Genomic DNA, 15281 nt, shown 5'->3' on the forward strand with positions numbered 1-15281 from the left:
ATGTTACAGAAAGTCGTCGGTTTTCAAAACACCAAATGCGAATGCGGTCACCAGAATCCGGTCGGCACCGTGCTGTGCGAATCTTGCGGCCGGCCCCTTGACGAGGATGATCTGAAGTCGAAGGAAGTGCTGGAGATGCGCTATGACGGGATGGCCCGCCGATCGCAGCGCGCCAACCCGAATTTCATCGACCGGATCTGGAACTTTTTCGCTTCCGTCAAGATCGCGGTGTACATGATCATTCTCACCCTGCTCGGGTCGATGCTCGGAACGATTTTTCCCCAGGAAAACACGTTCCTGAACATCGATCCATCGACATATTACAAAGAAACCTACGGTACGTGGGGGCTGGTCTATTACAAGCTTGGACTTACGCATACGTATGAATCCTGGTGGTTTATCCTCCTGCTTGTCATGATCGGCGCTTCGCTCGTGATCTGCAGCCTGGACCGTGTCCTTCCGCTGTACAGAGCGCTGAGCAAGCAGCAAATACTTAAGCATATGCAATTTTTGACCCGGCAGCGCGTCGTCTATCAAGGCAAAATAGAAGGCGATGCCGAGGCATGGGTGAAGCAGGTCGCCGCGCCGATGAAGAAAAAGGGCTATCGCGTGCATACGGACGGAAACGCTCTCTTGGCCGAAAAGCACCGGTTCAGCCGCTGGGGTCCGTACGTGATCCATATCGGATTGATCATCTTCCTTCTTGCCGTTTTGGCCCGCGGTTTGCCGGGACTTAAAATGGACCAACATTTGTCCTTCCCCGAGGGGGAGATCAAACCGATCCCGGACACGTCTTATTATCTTAAAAACGAGAAGTTTACCGTGGAGTTCTATACGGAAGAAGACATGCCGAAGGAGTTCCGCAATCAGGGGAAGGTCCTTCCGAAGCTGTTCAATACGGAAGCGACGTTGTACCGCTGCACGGCGAATTGCGACGATCCGACCAAAGAGCCGAAGCTTGAGGTCGTCGCCAAACATAACATTCAGGTCAACGATCCGATGGATTACAAAGGCCTGAAAATTTACCAATTCGATTACGATTTGACGCCGATCCTGCGTTCGGTCAACCCGACGCTGGTTGATGCCAAAACGGGCAAGGAATTAGGCAAATTCAAGCTGGACATCAAAAATCCGCAGCGGACATACACCGTGGGGGACTACTCCCTCGAGCTGAAAGAAAAATACAATGATTTCGGACTGGACGAAAACGGAAGGCCCGTAACGAAAACTCCGAATCCGAATGCGCCTGCGTTCCTTTTTCTGATCAAAGGTCCGAATTTGCCGGCTTCGGGCATGCAGTATATCTATTTCCCGAAACAAATCGATAAAGAGCGATTCCAGCAGGATGCCATCAACGACAAGATGAACGGCGGCCATACGCCGCTGATGCTGGATGTGAAAGGGATGGAGAACGTCGATTTTTCCATGTCGACGACGTATTTGAACGTCCGGGTGGATAAAGTGATGCCGTTTATTTGGATCGGGGCCGCCATCGTGATGATCGGACTCGTGCTCGGTTTTTATTGGCAGCACCGCCGCATCTGGCTGCGCATCGACAACGGCATGCTGACGCTGGGAGCGCATACGAACAAAAACTGGTTCGGCATTCGCCGCGAAATTTCGGCCATTTTGAAAAAAATGAATTTGGACGTGGACGAAAAGTCCCTGGATAACGGAGGAAAAGAAGCATGAATGGTTTACTTTCTTTCAGCAGCAATATGTTTGTCGTCGCATTTTTTCTCTATTGCGCGTCATTCATATTGTTCGCTGTCGCTCTCATGGGCCGCAGGTGGAGCAACCGCGATCCGGTAGCGCATTCGAAAAAATGGGGCAAAATCGCTTTTGCCGCATCTTCGCTTGGTCTCATTTTCCATCTGATCTTTTTCGTGACGCGCTGGATCGGCGGCAAACATATTCCGGTCAGCAACATGTACGAATTTATGTCGTTTTTGTCCATGATGGTTATGGTGGCGTTTACCGTCGTTTACCTGATCTACCGGAAAACGCTGCTCGGGCTGTTTGCGGTGCCGATTACAATCATCATAATGGCTTACGCGGCCGTCTTCCCGCAGGAAGTGCAGCCACTCATTCCGTCGCTGCAATCTTACTGGCTGAAAATTCACGTAACGCTGGCCGCGGCCGGCGAATCGTTTTTCGCCATCGGTTTTGCGGCGGGGTTCATGTATTTGATCCGTACCGTCGACTTCAAGGGCACGGAGAAAAAGGCCAAAAGGCAGCAGCGCTGGGTTGAGGTCGTTTTCTTTTCGGTAATTCTCGTTATTTCCTTTATTGCGACCGTGTTCATTTTCCGCTCGGCCGGCTATGAATCCGTGTTTACCCAAACGAAGGTAACCGGGCAGCCCGGGGCGGAGCAAACGGTCACGCAAACGGTGTCGTACAAGCTTCCGCCGATCGTGGGACCGTACCAAAGCAAAGTGGTCAGCTACGAACCGTTCCTCGGCATGAGCAAGCCGCTTTTTAACGCACCGTCGTGGATGAACGGGGTTAACGCCGGACGCAAATTCAATACGATCATTTGGACTTTCATCACGGGCATCATTTTGTACGCCGTATTGCGCCTGATCGCCCGCAAGCCTCTCGGCCGCGCCGCATCGCCGTTGATGGAAGGAATCGATCCCGACGATCTGGACGAAATCAGCTACCGGGCCATCGCCATCGGCTTCCCGATTTTTACGCTGGGGGCGCTCATTTTTGCGATGATCTGGGCCGAAATCGCCTGGGGCACGTTCTGGAGCTGGGACCCGAAAGAGGTATGGGCGCTGATCTGCTGGTTGTTCTACAGCGCATATTTGCACCTGAGATTGTCCCGCGGCTGGCAGGGCGGCAAGTCGGCATGGCTGTCGGTCATCGGCTTCCTAGTGGTCATGTTCACCCTGGTCGGCGTCAACCTCGTCATAGCGGGCTTGCACTCCTATGCGGGCGTTGATTGAGACGCTACATTAAAATACCGCAATTCAAGAAAATCCGTTTCCTCATTTGAAGTTGGATGTCGAAGCGGATTTTCGCTATAATTGTCTATACGAGGGTATGTATTTTCGCATAAATTGGGATGCTGCAAAATTCGATTTCAGCCGCTCTTGGATATGGTATATCCGTATATGGCTGCATTGGAAGCCGCGTTTTCGGATTTTTGCAAAATCCTTATCTTAAAGGGGTTGTTGTTGATGTCAGAGCATGGAAACCGGATATTGGTAGTGGACGATGAAGAGCGGATTCGCCGTCTGTTAAAGATGTATTTGGAGAAAGAAGGTTACGAGGTCGAGGAGGCTGAAGACGGGGAAACCGCGCTCCGGAAAGCCGCCAATCAGGATTACGGGCTGATTTTGCTCGATTTGATGCTTCCGGGGATGGACGGCATGGAGGTCTGCTCCCGCTTAAGACAGCTGAAATCGACGCCTGTTCTGATGCTGACGGCCAAAGGGGAAGAGATCAACCGCGTACAGGGTTTCGAGGTCGGCGCGGACGACTATGTGGTAAAACCGTTCAGCCCAAGAGAAGTGATCTATCGCGTTAAAGCGATTTTGAGACGCGCTTCGGCGACCGCTTATTTGTCCAAAGACAGCAATTCCAGCAACAACATCGTATTTCCGCACCTGGTTATCGAGCATGACGCGCATCGGGTGACGGCAAGCGGGCATGAGGTAAGCCTGACGCCGAAGGAATACGAGCTGCTCCATTATCTCGCAGTATCTCCCGATAAAGTGTTTTCGCGGGAAGAACTGCTGAAGGACGTGTGGAATTACGAGTTTTTCGGCGATTTGCGCACGGTGGACACGCATGTGAAACGGTTGAGAGAAAAGCTGAACAAGGTATCCCCGGAATCCGCCGCGATGATTACGACCGTATGGGGCGTCGGTTACAAGTTAGAGGTGCCGAAGTAACGTGAACTTCTGGACATCGCTGGTCGGAAAATTATGGGCGACGATCATTTGCCTCGTTGCCTGCATACTTATCATTTTAGCCTTGTTTCTGCTCCCGTACATCGATACGAATTTCTCAAACAATTCCGGAGATATCAAACGGCTGTTTACGTATACGGCGATCATCGGGTTTTCGATGACGACGTTTTTCGCTTTGTTTTTGCTTACGAAAATTACGCAGCCGATGCAAAAGCTGATCAGCGCGACGGAAGCGATCAGCAAGGGGGAATACAGCACCCGCCTCTCGATCGTGACCAGCGACGAAATCGGCAAGCTGGCCAACACGTTTAACCATATGGCTGCGGAGCTGGAAGACAACATCCGCAACCTGAACCAGGAAAAAGAACATTTGGCGAGCGTCCTGCGCAGCATGAGCGACGCCGTGATCACCATCGATACGTCGGGACGCATCATTTTGACGAATCCGCCGGCGCAAAAGCTCATCCCGAGATGGAGGGACATCGACTGGGACATGGAGCAGGCCGACGAACTCGGAGGCGATTCGGACGAAAAGGTGCCGAAGCCGCTGTTCGACCTGTTTGAGCGTATGCTGAAGGAAAGCGCGGATGTCAGCGCGGATTTGCACGTCAAGCAGGGAGTTTGGTCGGTGCATATGGCGCCGTTGTACGCGGACAACGACATCCGCGGGGCGGTGGCCGTTTTGCGGGACATTACGGAAAAGGTGAAACTTGAAAAAATGAGGCAGGATTTCGTCGCCAACGTATCCCATGAAATCCGGACGCCGCTTTCGATGATGCAGGGCTACAGCGAAGCGCTGCTCGACGGAATGGCTGCCTCGCCGGAGGAAAGCCAGGAGCTGATTCAGGTCATCCATGACGAATCGCTGCGGATGGGCCGGCTGGTGAAAGACCTGCTCGACCTGGCCAGAATGGAAGCGGGACATACCGACATTGAGCGCAGAAGAGTGGATGTCAACGAACTGCTGGAACGTGTCTACCGGAAGTTCTCCGTCCGGGCCAAAGAGAACGAAATCGAGTTGATTTACGATAGAAAAACGCCCGCTCTGGTGCTTGAAGCGGCCGATGAAGACAAACTCGAGCAGGTGCTCACGAATTTGCTCGACAATGCGTTCCGGCATACGCCGACGGGCAAACAGATCCGGATCGTTGCCGACAGGGCGGAAACGGGACCTGCATCCGAGCTGATCATCAAAATCGAAGATGAAGGGGCGGGAATACCGAGCGAGGATTTGCCTTACGTCTTCGAGCGTTTCTATAAGGCAGACAAAGCGAGGGTCCGGGGAACGTCCAACGGGACGGGGCTTGGCCTGGCGATCGTCAAAAGCATCGTGGACGCCCATGACGGAACGATCCGCGTTTCGAGCCAGGTCGGGGAAGGAACCGTATTCTCGATAAGGCTTCCTGTCGAAAACGAGACAGCTTGAGCAACAATGCAAGAAACACCTCAAACCGAGGTGTTTTTTGTTGAAGTTGCAAGATAAATCTTGTTCAACGTGGAACATAGGAAAAGCGCATGGCCTCATAGGCATGCGCTTTTGTTGCGTTTCGTGTTTGATTTTCATCATAGAAGTGCGAAAGTGCCCTGGCCGGGCATACTCCGGTCGTTACAGCGTAATTTCGATCGCGCTGTTTAAGCCCGGCAGTGTCGTCAGCTGCGTCAGCACGTCTTTTTGCACGGCTTTGTCGACGGTCAGAATCATGATCGCTTCGCCGCCGATAATTTTGCGGCCGACCTGCATCGATGCGATGTTGACGTCGTTTTGGCCGAGCAGGGTGCCGACGCTTCCGATCATGCCCGGTTTGTCGTGATGGGAGATGAGGATCTGATGGCCTTCAGGCGCCACGTCGACCGGGAATTTGTTGATTTGCACGATCCGTTCGCCATAACCGTTCAACAACGTGCCCGCCACCAGCGTTTCTTCGTCGTTTTGCGTCTTCAGCGTTACCGTAAGCAAGTTGGTGAACCCTTTGGATTTCGACGCTTGGGTGACGACGACGTTGATGTCGCGCGATTTGGCGAGATGCATGCCGTTGACGATATTGACGTTTTCGTCGCCGAGATGATGGGCAAGCACCCCTTTGACGATATAGCGGGTAAGCGGCAGCGTGTCGACGTCGGACAGGTCGCCGGCATAGTCAACATGAATTTCGTTTACGGCCTGGTTCGCCGATTGGGCCGCGAAGCTTCCGAGTTTTTCGCCGATCGCGAAATATGGCTGCAGGCGGCTCATGACGCTGGCGGCGACGGGCGGCATGTTGACCGCATTTTTAAACGGTTCGTTGCGAAGAATGTGGAGCACTTCTTCGGACACGTCGATCGCCACGTTTTCCTGAGCTTCCACGGTCGATGCTCCAAGATGAGGCGTCACGATGATTTTCGGATGGCTCAGGAACGGATGGTCCTTTTGCGGCGGTTCGCTTTCAAACACGTCGAACGCGGCGCCGGCGACGATGCCTTCGTCGATCGCTTCCACGAGGGCAAGCTCGTCGATGATGCCGCCGCGGGCGCAGTTGACGATGCGCATGCCTTTTTTCATCACTTCAAACTGCGGACGGGAAATCATGTGGCGGGTATCCGGCGTCAACGGCGTGTGTACCGTCATAAAATCCGCGTTGCGCACGATATCGTCGACGGATGCGAGCTTGACTTCCATTTTTTCCGCCCGCTCTTGGGTCAGGAACGGGTCAAACGCCAAAATGTTCATGCCGAACGCTTTGGCGCGTTTGGCGACTTCGCTGCCGATGCGGCCCATGCCGAGCACGCCCAGCGTTTTGTTGCGAAGCTCGACGCCCAGGAACGATTTGCGGTCCCAAACGCCGCCGATTGTTTTCGCGTAAGCTTGCGGAATGTGACGGGCAAGCGCCATCATCATCGCGAACGTGTGCTCGCAAGTGGTGATGGTGTTGCCGTCCGGTGCGTTGATGACGATGATGCCGCGTTTCGTCGCCGCTTCCAAATCGATGTTGTCTACCCCGACGCCGGCGCGGCCGACAACCTTCAGCTTGGAGCCCGCTTCCATAATTTTTTCCGTGACACGCGTTTGGCTGCGGACAAGCAGGGCGTCGTACTCTCCGATAATCGCTGCAAGCTCGTCTTCGCCAAGGCCCGTCTTTTTCTCTACTTGGACATCGGCCGCATCCATCAGCTGCTGAATGCCCAAATCGCTGATCGGATCCGATACTAACACTTTAAACATGGTTTCTTCCTCCTTTGATCTTTGCAAGCAAAAATAAAATATAAATGAAAGGGAGCATTCCGGGTTGAAATGCGATCCCGTAAAACCTGATGCATGTAAATCCAAGCTTGGCATCCGTAATCTAGTTCTTTGTCCATTGTTGTATTCCCAGGGCAACGCGGTACTGTGTAAAAGAACAGGTGTGCGGCGCGGCGCGAAATGAACCCGCATCGGAAGTTTGAAAACTACCGGATGCTGCCGGAAGCAACAAAAAAACTCTCAATCCGCACACTACTTGCGTAGCAAGGGACGAGAGTTGTTCGTGGTACCACCCTAATTCACCGCCGGTTTTGAAACGGCAGCCTCAGAGGCCATTCGTTGGCCGATTTGATAACGGAAATTACCCGGCCGCACCTACTGAAAAGTTCAATGCAGCTTCTCTGGAACGCTGAAGACGTCTTGCCCGCCACCGGTTTGCACCATCCACCGGCTCTCTGAAGGCTTTCAAGGGTCTTTTTTCCTTCATCGGTTTTGATTCGTTAATTTTTTTCATAATGTATCACAGCCCCGCAGCTGCTGTCAATAGGGATTCTTCGTGCTTCTTGAAACTTTCGCGCGAAATCTGATATGATTTTGATGGCGTTTCATGGCGTTTTTTCATAGATTATATCCATAGAACGGCAAAAACATCGCCTCATCATTTCCCGTTCAAGGAAAAATGCGATATGATAGAAAGAGTGAAGGGGACAAGCCTTTTCATCGCTAAAACAATAGACAGGCAGGCAAAACATGAAAAAATTCAAATTCCGTGCGCCTAAATTGAAACAGGCCACTCCCGATCAGCTGACCGACCGTCTGCTCCTGATCAACCTTTACCTCACCCAAGGGCTTACCTTCCTAACGGGAATCATATGGATATTATTTCAGAGGAGAAATCCGCTGGAATTATTTGTTCCGCATTCGGGCTCTTATTTCTGGGCGTGGGGCCTCGGTCTTGCGGCCGTCATGTTCCTGATCGATTTTGCCGTGTCCCGAATCACGCCGGAGGAAGTCATGGATGACGGCGGGATCAACAATTTGTTGTTCCGAAACCGCCCGGTGTGGCATATCGTATTCATAGCCGCCGTCGTGGCGGTATGCGAGGAACTGCTGTTCAGAGGGGCGATACAGCATTCGTTCGGCGCTTATTGGACCAGCATCCTGTTTGCGGTCATTCATGTCCGGTATTTGAGGCACTGGATTCCGACCGGCTGGGTGTTTTTGAGCAGCTACGGGCTTGGGTATATCTACATACAGTCCGGCACGCTGCTGGCCCCGATCGTATGCCATTTTGCCATCGACTGCATTTCCGGTTTGGTGATCCGATTTCGGAGGGAATCATGAGTACTGAATTAAGCAGAGTCAAAACGTATAATCATCGAAAAAAAAACGGCAAAAAAAAGCCCCCTGCGCCCGCTTCTGAAGAAAGCCGGCCCGTATCCGCCCAGCCGCGCAGGGGACGCGGGAAATCCGGATCGGCGACTTTAAGCAGGGTGAAAGCGAAAGACGAGCGAAACCATGCTCCCAAGCCGGAGGAGGAGACGCGGAGCGCTTCCTTCGAGCCTGCGGGAGCGTTCCGGTCCCGAACGGAAAAATATAAAACGGGACAGCATACGTCGAAGAGAACGGGCGAAGAAGAGGATTCGACCCCAAGCCGAACCGAAAGATACGCGTCGAGAAAAATTATGATCAGCAAATATTTTACGAACTCGTTATTTATCCTTTTTCTTGTACTTACGGCGTTTTTGGTCTATTGGGGAGTCAAGGGCGCGCCCCCGCTGGAGGAATTATGGTGACGGCGGCGCTTTTATGGTGCGCCGGCATCATTGCGGCATGCTGCGCACTGGTCTTCGCAAGGATGTCTTACGAAGCGAGGGTTCACGCGGTGACGCGCGCCGAGGTGACGCTGGAAAGGCTGCCGAAGGCTTTCGACGGATGCCGGATTTTTTTTATTTCGGACATTCATAAACGCAAGCTTTCGAAGTCGTTTTTGCGGGACATGCAGGGGAAAGCGGATTGGGTGATCCTTGGCGGCGACATTATGGAGAGGAATGTCCCTCTGGAGCGGGTTCGGGAGAATCTGGACATTCTTTCGCGGATCGGTCCGATGTACGCCGTTTATGGCAACCATGATCTGAAAGCGGACCCGGCCGGTTTGGCGGATGCCCTTAAAAAGGCGGGCGGCGTGCTGCTTCGTGACGACAACGTCCTGTTGGAAAAAAACGGGGCCCGGATATGTCTGACCGGCATCGATCAACCGCTGCAAAAACGCGACGGATATCCAAAACCGCCAGCCCTGCCGCCGGAAGCCCTTAATCTGTGCAGGATTCTTGTCGTGCATGATCCCGTCTGGATCCGGCATGTTTCCGAGAAACCCGCGGATCTCATTTTGGCAGGCCATACGCATGGCGGGCAAATCCGTTTCCCGTTTTTCGGGGCGCTTCGCCTGAACCGGTTTTACCGTAAGTACGATTGCGGCTGGTTTGCATGGTATCAACCGCGATCCGCCGTCCGGAAGCCGCAGATGCTCATCAGCCGCGGGTTCGGCAACCGAAGGGTGGCGCTGCGTTTATGCTGTCCGGCCGAAATGCATCTTATTCGGCTGAAAACGGCGGAGCCGGATACATCCGAAAGCTAAAAAAGGCGTTTCTTACCGATTGGATCGGCAGAAACGCCTTTTGTTTTATCTCATCTCAAGTTCGATGCCGCGCGGATCCACGAAGGAATATCCTTTGCTTTCCAGCCTCGTCAAAAGCTGATCCAGCGCTTCGGTCGTCCAAGGCAGCTCATGCATCAAAATGTTGCTGCCGGGGTGAAGCTGATCCATGACGTTTTGAATGACCTTTTGCGGATTGTCTTTCCCTTTCGATTTCATCGTCCAATCCAGCGATCCGTTGGACCAGGTCATGTACAGCAGGCCGTTTTCCTTTGCGATTTTTTTTCCGATGTCGCCGCCTTCGCCAAATGGGGGCCGGAAAAAGACGGGCGCCTCTCCGATCGTGTCCTTCACGATGGCCTGCACGTCCTCGATTTGCTGCCGTACCTTCGCTTCGGGCTCTTTACGCAGCGAAATGTGGTCCCAGCTGTGGTTGCCGATGATTTGGCCGCGGTCGTGGATCAGCTTGAGAAGCTCGGGATGTTCCTTGACCCGGTAGCCGTTTACGAAAAAAATCGCTTTGGCATGATGCTTGTCCAGCGTATCGATCAGGCTGTTGATCCATTCGGCTTTTTTGGGGCCGTCATCGAACGTAAGCAGCACGACGTTTTTTTCCGTCCCTTCATCGTTAGGAACGATGTTGTACGCTTTGTTCATATGGTATTTGATCGGAACTTCAGCCGCATCTCCATTGGCGGCCGGCTGGTCCTGACCGTTGCCGGATCCGTCGGCAGGGTCGGCGTTTTTCGCGTCGGATTTACCCGCGCCATCATTCCCCGTTTCGGCGGTTGTCGTCTCTTTTTCGTTCGTGTTTGTTTCCTTATCGCCCGCCGGCGCCTGTTTTCCGGCTTCCTGCTGCTGTACAGCGGGCTTCGCGTTTTCGGTGGCGGCTTCTTTATTCCCTCCGCATGCGCTGAGCAAAAGCGCGGTCAAAAGAAGCAGCGCAGCCGTTTTTCTTACCATTATTTCATCTCGCTTTCCTGTTTTTTTGCCGCATGAGCATGGCGTCATTCGCGAACACTAGACTTGATTTTATCACATAAGGAGGTTGTAATTGTGAATACTTCGTCATTTATCAGCGGCGTTTTGATCGGCGCCGCGGCAACTGCCCTCGTATCCAGAGGAAAAGGAACGCTTACTTCCGCCATCGCCCATAATGCGGGCAAAATGATGGACATCGGCTCGATCGGATCCATCGCCGGGAACAACCATGCATCCCAGTATTCGGACATCCATTCCAAAGGGGAAAGCATGAAGCAAATCAACGCATTCATCAACAGCAATCCCGACGTGAAAAGGGAAGTCGACGCGATTTTGAAGGAGACAAATACCGTCATTCCGGGCATGTAACAGCCTGAAAACTCATAAGAATCATTTTTGGGGCGCTACACGCTCAAAATGATTCTTTTTTTGTCCATTTTACAGCGTGCATTTTGAGTTATATAATGATAACATACTTACATAGAACTATTTTCAGCACACCATTATGAAGGACATCATAATTTGTTATAACATTGCTTACAGAGGAGGATCCTGTCATGAAAATAGAACGATTAAGCTCAGATAAGATACGGATTTTCCTCACGTTCGACGATTTGAGTGAGCGAGGAATTCAGAAGGAAGACATGTGGAAGGAACTTCCGAAAGTCCATGAGCTGTTCACAGAAATGATGGATCAAGCCTATAACGAACTCGGTTTTGACGCAACCGGACCGCTCGCCGTGGAAGTTTTTGCCCTTCCCGCTCAAGGCATGGTCGTCATCGTGACCCGTGGAAAATATGACCATCAGCATTATAGCCACTTAGGGGAAGATGAGCTTCCCGAAGAGGTTTACGAAATGGAAGTCACCTTGGAACAAAGCGACTCCATCGTATACGCTTTCGATGATTTTGAAGTGCTGATCGAGGCTGCGCATGTTCTCGGCGGTCAAATTACGGAGGAAGGCCGTCTTTATCATTATAGAGATCAATGGGTTTTGTTTATGGATCCGGAGCAGATCGATTCCGGCAAACATTCGTCGCTCATCGCCGTTTTGGCTGAATACGGGGAAGCCGCTTCCTATACCGAAGCGGTTCTCGATGAATACGGCAAGGTGGTCATGCCCGAGAAGGCGATCGCAACGATCCGCGAACATTTTAAAAGACAGGATTAACGGCTTGTCATCCCATGAGCATTGCTGCTTCATGGGATGAATTGCTTTTGGTTCAAGCAGCAGAATTTTACACAGCAAAAAGGGGGAAAGACGGTGCTTTGGTTTTCGATTATTGCTTCGGCGTTGGCGCCGGGTCTCGCCCTTTTGACGTATTTCTACCTGAAGGACAGATACGAGCAGGAGCCGCTTATGATGGTGATCAAGGTGTTCGTGCTCGGTTTTCTGATCGTTGTCCCTGTAATGATCATCCAGCGGGGAATGACAAACGGATTCGGCGGCAATCCGTATGTGGAATCGTTTATCATATCGTCTTTCGTCGAGGAATTTCTGAAATGGTTCGTGTTGTACCATATGATATATAACCATACCGAGTTTGACGAGCCGTACGACGGCATTGTATACGCGGTCGCGATCTCGCTCGGTTTTGCCACGGTCGAAAACGTCATGTACGCTTGGTACAGCCACGCTTCGATCGGAGCGATGTTCCTGCGGGCGCTGCTGCCGGTATCGGGGCATGCGATGTTCGGCGTGATGATGGGGTATTACCTCGGCCGGGCGCGTTTTTCCCAGGGTGCAAAAGCCAAACGTTTTCTCGTGTACTCCATGGTGATTCCGTGGTTCTGGCACGGCGTGTACGACCTGATCCTCGCCACCATGACCCAATACTGGATTTGGTTCATCGTTCCGCTTATGGCCTTTTTGTGGTACGGAGGCATGGGAAAGGTCACGCGGGCGAACAACCGCTCTCCGTTCCGTTTTCTCAAGCGGGAGGAAGAGGTTAATACGTAACGAAAATGGGCACACTTGATCCTAAAAGATTCCAACGCATGGAAATCTTATTCAGGATCGGGGGTGCTTTTTTTGCGCGTCAAAGTGACCATCGTATGCAAACAATGCGGGGAACGTTTCGTTCTGCGGGGCAAAAGGGATCGCGGGCGGATCGAAACGGGTTTTAAGCAATGCCTTTGCAACAATAAAAGCCATTTCGACATCGAAGAACTTCCGTTCTAATCCTTCGTCCAAAAATGGCTCGGCATGCTGCCAATTGATGCATAAGACTCCTTTCTTCTTGTCAAACTAACAGCAGCAACCAGAAGAGTGATCATAATCAGCCGTTTTCAATGCGGATCAGCTTGGTTTGATCGATTCAGCTGAAGAAAGGAGATTTGAGCAATAATGTACAAGCGGTTAAGCGCTGTTTTGTTTCCCATCGTAACCCTGCTGATGATCGGGGCGTTCGTGTGGGGGTATCAGGAGAACCAGGAAAAAAACTCGATTTTGATCAAAGCCGAAAACCAATACCAGCGCGCGTTCCACAATTTGTCCTACCACATGGACCGGCTTCACAGCGAGCTGGGGAACACGCTGGCGGTCAGCTCTTCCTCCAACGCGATGCACCGCAAGGGGCTGATCAATGTATGGAGGCTGACCAGCGAAGCCCAAAACGAGATCAACCAGCTTCCGCTGACGATGCTTCCGTTTAATAAAACCGAGGACTTCCTGTCCCGGATTTCCAATTTCTCCTACCAGACGTCCATGCGGAACCTCGAGAAGGAACCGCTCTCCAAGGAGGAGCTTCAACACTTGAAGGTGCTTTACAAAAATTCCGGCGACATCACGAAAGACCTTCAAAACGTGCAAAGCAAGGTCATTCAAAACCGGCTGCGCTGGATGGACGTGGAAAGCGCCATGGCCTCCGAAGAGAAGCAGATGGACAACACGATCATTGACGGTTTCAAAACCGTCGACAAGCGCGTCGGCGAATATCCGGAACTGAACTGGGGCCCTGCCGTATCCAGCATATACAGCAAACGCTCCGTCAAAATGCTTTCCGGCACGCCGGTATCGAAGGAAGACATCAAACGCAAGGCCGCGCAATTCGCGGACGCCGGCGCCGGCGCTTCCATCCAAGTGACGGAAAACGGCAAGGGAACGGATTGGGAATCCTATACCGCCACCGTGAAATCGAAAAACCATCCGTCCGTCGTGTCGATGGATTTCACGAAAAAAGGCGGGCTGCTGATCAGCTATCACGATAACCGTCAAATCGGACATAAAGCAGTCACCATGGAACAGGCCAAGGCGAATGCGGATCACTTCCTGAACAAAAAGGGGTATAAAAACATGGCCGCCGTAGCTGCGGACCAATACGGGAACATGGGCAACCTGACCTATGTCAGCCAGCAAGACGGCGTGCTCATTTATCCGGAAAAACTGACGGTTCGCGTCGGATTGGACAACGGCGAGGTGACCGGATTTCAGGCAAGCGATTACGTCTATGAACATAAAGACGGCAAACGGAATTTGCCGAAACCGAAAATGACCGTCGAGCAGGTCCGCAAAAAATTGAATCCGGAATTCAAGGAAACCTACAACCGGCTGGCCCTCATTAAAGACGATACGGCCCAAGAAGCGCTTTGCTACGAAATCGGCGGCAACATCAACGGATCCAGATACCGCATGTATCTGGACGCAAACGACGGCTCGGAAAAAATGGTGGAGGAGCTGAAATCTTCCGACCGCCAGGCGGCCGTCAGATAAAAACGACATTGTACCCAGCTTGCGAAGGGGGCCTTTTATGAAAAAAGGCTCCCTTTTTTATGATTTATGCCATACCTGCGACAAAAGACATGGTATAATCGGGTTATGCGGTTAATTTTGGAGCTGGCGGTGAACTTTTTGTATCCGAAAATCAGTGACGTATTGTATATTAGCGTAGATTCGGGGGACGAAAAAGAAACGGGGATTCAGTACAAATCGAGAATCGCCGATATCGATGAGGATTCGATGCTGATCGAGGTCCCGATCCAGGAAGGCAGCGGTCAGCTGAAAAAGCTGTTCGTCGGGGATGAACTTTCCATTTATTTTATGACGGAAGGCGGCGTCAAAAACTACTTCAATTCTTACGTAACCGGTTTCAAGCAGGACGTCATCCGTATGGTGCGAATCCGGAAGCCCGATCCCGATTCGATCGGCAAAATCCAGCGGCGCAGCTTTTTGCGGGTGAACGGCGAGCTTGAGGTCGCGGTCAAAACGGACAAACAATTGCGTTTCCTGGCGCGGACCGACGATGTCGGAGGGGGAGGGATTTCTTTTTACTGCGACGCGGAGCACCAGGTTGCGGAAGGGGAGAAAGTGTCCTGCTGGGTCGTCGTACCTTATAAAAACGCCAGCCTGGAACACGTGCCATTCGATGGGGAAATCGTCAGGATCAAGGCGCTCGAGAACGGCCGGAAAATCGTCATGGTCAAATTCACGGCGATCGCGGACATGGAGCGGCAGAAGCTGATCAAATATTGCTTTGAACGCCAGCTTGATTTCAGGCGGTAAGGATT

General features: G+C 52.2%; 15 protein-coding genes and 1 other annotated feature. Of the genes, 13 read left to right on the top strand and 2 right to left on the bottom strand.

Features of this window, described 5'->3' with window-relative positions; translation table 11 throughout:
• From resB to GQY55_RS11100, 4 genes are all read left to right on the top strand, one after another.
• Positions 1-1692 carry a cytochrome c biogenesis protein ResB gene (resB, locus tag GQY55_RS11085; RefSeq protein WP_160041202.1) on the top strand — a complete coding sequence of 564 codons (1692 nt, stop codon included), beginning with the start codon at positions 1-3 and terminating at the stop codon, positions 1690-1692.
• Positions 1689-2951, top strand: a complete 1263-nt coding sequence (ccsA, locus tag GQY55_RS11090) for a cytochrome c biogenesis protein CcsA (protein ID WP_160041204.1) — start codon at positions 1689-1691, stop codon at positions 2949-2951. Before resB ends, ccsA begins: the two co-directional genes overlap by 4 nt.
• A 234-nt stretch (positions 2952-3185) precedes the next feature.
• A complete protein-coding gene (locus GQY55_RS11095) occupies positions 3186-3902 on the top strand; it encodes a response regulator transcription factor (protein WP_160041206.1) in 717 nt (238 codons plus the stop codon).
• 1 nt (position 3903) lies between these two features.
• The gene (locus GQY55_RS11100; RefSeq protein ID WP_160041208.1) at positions 3904-5346 is read left to right on the top strand and encodes a HAMP domain-containing sensor histidine kinase; all 1443 of its coding nucleotides are present in this window, start codon (positions 3904-3906) and stop codon (positions 5344-5346) included.
• A gap of 180 nt (positions 5347-5526) precedes the next feature.
• Here the strand turns inward: GQY55_RS11100 and serA are convergent, their stop codons facing one another.
• The gene (gene serA / locus GQY55_RS11105) at positions 5527-7119 is read right to left on the bottom strand and encodes a phosphoglycerate dehydrogenase (RefSeq protein WP_160041210.1); all 1593 of its coding nucleotides are present in this window, start codon (positions 7117-7119) and stop codon (positions 5527-5529) included.
• Between the two features lie 281 nt (positions 7120-7400).
• Positions 7401-7633, bottom strand: a binding site (T-box leader).
• Between the two features lie 254 nt (positions 7634-7887).
• Here serA and GQY55_RS11110 point away from each other — a divergent pair.
• The 3 genes from GQY55_RS11110 to GQY55_RS11120 are packed head-to-tail and all read left to right on the top strand — an operon-like array spanning position 7888 to position 9775.
• Positions 7888-8481 (top strand): CPBP family intramembrane glutamic endopeptidase, encoded by a 594-nt coding sequence (locus GQY55_RS11110; protein WP_160041212.1) that lies wholly within the window; start codon positions 7888-7890, stop codon positions 8479-8481.
• Positions 8478-8933 (top strand): hypothetical protein, encoded by a 456-nt coding sequence (locus tag GQY55_RS11115; RefSeq protein WP_160041214.1) that lies wholly within the window; start codon positions 8478-8480, stop codon positions 8931-8933. The genes GQY55_RS11110 and GQY55_RS11115 overlap by 4 nt, the downstream gene beginning before the upstream one ends.
• Entirely contained in the window at positions 8930-9775 is an 846-nt protein-coding gene (locus tag GQY55_RS11120) for a metallophosphoesterase (protein ID WP_212957778.1), read from the top strand. Before GQY55_RS11115 ends, GQY55_RS11120 begins: the two co-directional genes overlap by 4 nt.
• A gap of 45 nt (positions 9776-9820) precedes the next feature.
• On the opposite strand, the gene GQY55_RS11125 is transcribed toward GQY55_RS11120, so the two are convergent.
• A complete protein-coding gene (locus tag GQY55_RS11125) occupies positions 9821-10756 on the bottom strand; it encodes a polysaccharide deacetylase family protein (RefSeq protein ID WP_160041218.1) in 936 nt (311 codons plus the stop codon).
• 93 nt (positions 10757-10849) lie between these two features.
• Here GQY55_RS11125 and GQY55_RS11130 point away from each other — a divergent pair, with 93 nt between their 5' ends.
• The 6 genes from GQY55_RS11130 (at position 10850) to GQY55_RS11150 (ending at position 15276) form a co-directional block, all read left to right on the top strand.
• Complete coding sequence (locus GQY55_RS11130) at positions 10850-11143, top strand: hypothetical protein (RefSeq protein ID WP_160041220.1); 294 nt, start codon at positions 10850-10852, stop codon at positions 11141-11143.
• Between the two features lie 188 nt (positions 11144-11331).
• Positions 11332-11946, top strand: coding sequence for a genetic competence negative regulator (locus GQY55_RS11135; RefSeq protein WP_160041222.1), 615 nt, complete (start codon positions 11332-11334; stop codon positions 11944-11946).
• A gap of 93 nt (positions 11947-12039) precedes the next feature.
• The gene (gene prsW, locus GQY55_RS11140) at positions 12040-12735 is read left to right on the top strand and encodes a glutamic-type intramembrane protease PrsW (protein ID WP_160041224.1); all 696 of its coding nucleotides are present in this window, start codon (positions 12040-12042) and stop codon (positions 12733-12735) included.
• 72 nt (positions 12736-12807) lie between these two features.
• A complete protein-coding gene (locus tag GQY55_RS31000) occupies positions 12808-12957 on the top strand; it encodes a hypothetical protein (protein WP_201452136.1) in 150 nt (49 codons plus the stop codon).
• A 165-nt stretch (positions 12958-13122) separates the two neighbouring features.
• Complete coding sequence (ypeB, locus tag GQY55_RS11145; RefSeq protein WP_160041226.1) at positions 13123-14487, top strand: germination protein YpeB; 1365 nt, start codon at positions 13123-13125, stop codon at positions 14485-14487.
• A gap of 138 nt (positions 14488-14625) precedes the next feature.
• Complete coding sequence (locus GQY55_RS11150; RefSeq protein ID WP_201452143.1) at positions 14626-15276, top strand: flagellar brake protein; 651 nt, start codon at positions 14626-14628, stop codon at positions 15274-15276.
• Positions 15277-15281: the final 5 nt, after the last annotated feature.

Source organism: Paenibacillus sp. USDA918EY (assembly GCF_009870825.1).
GTDB classification, from domain to species: domain Bacteria; phylum Bacillota; class Bacilli; order Paenibacillales; family Paenibacillaceae; genus Paenibacillus_AQ; species Paenibacillus_AQ albilobatus.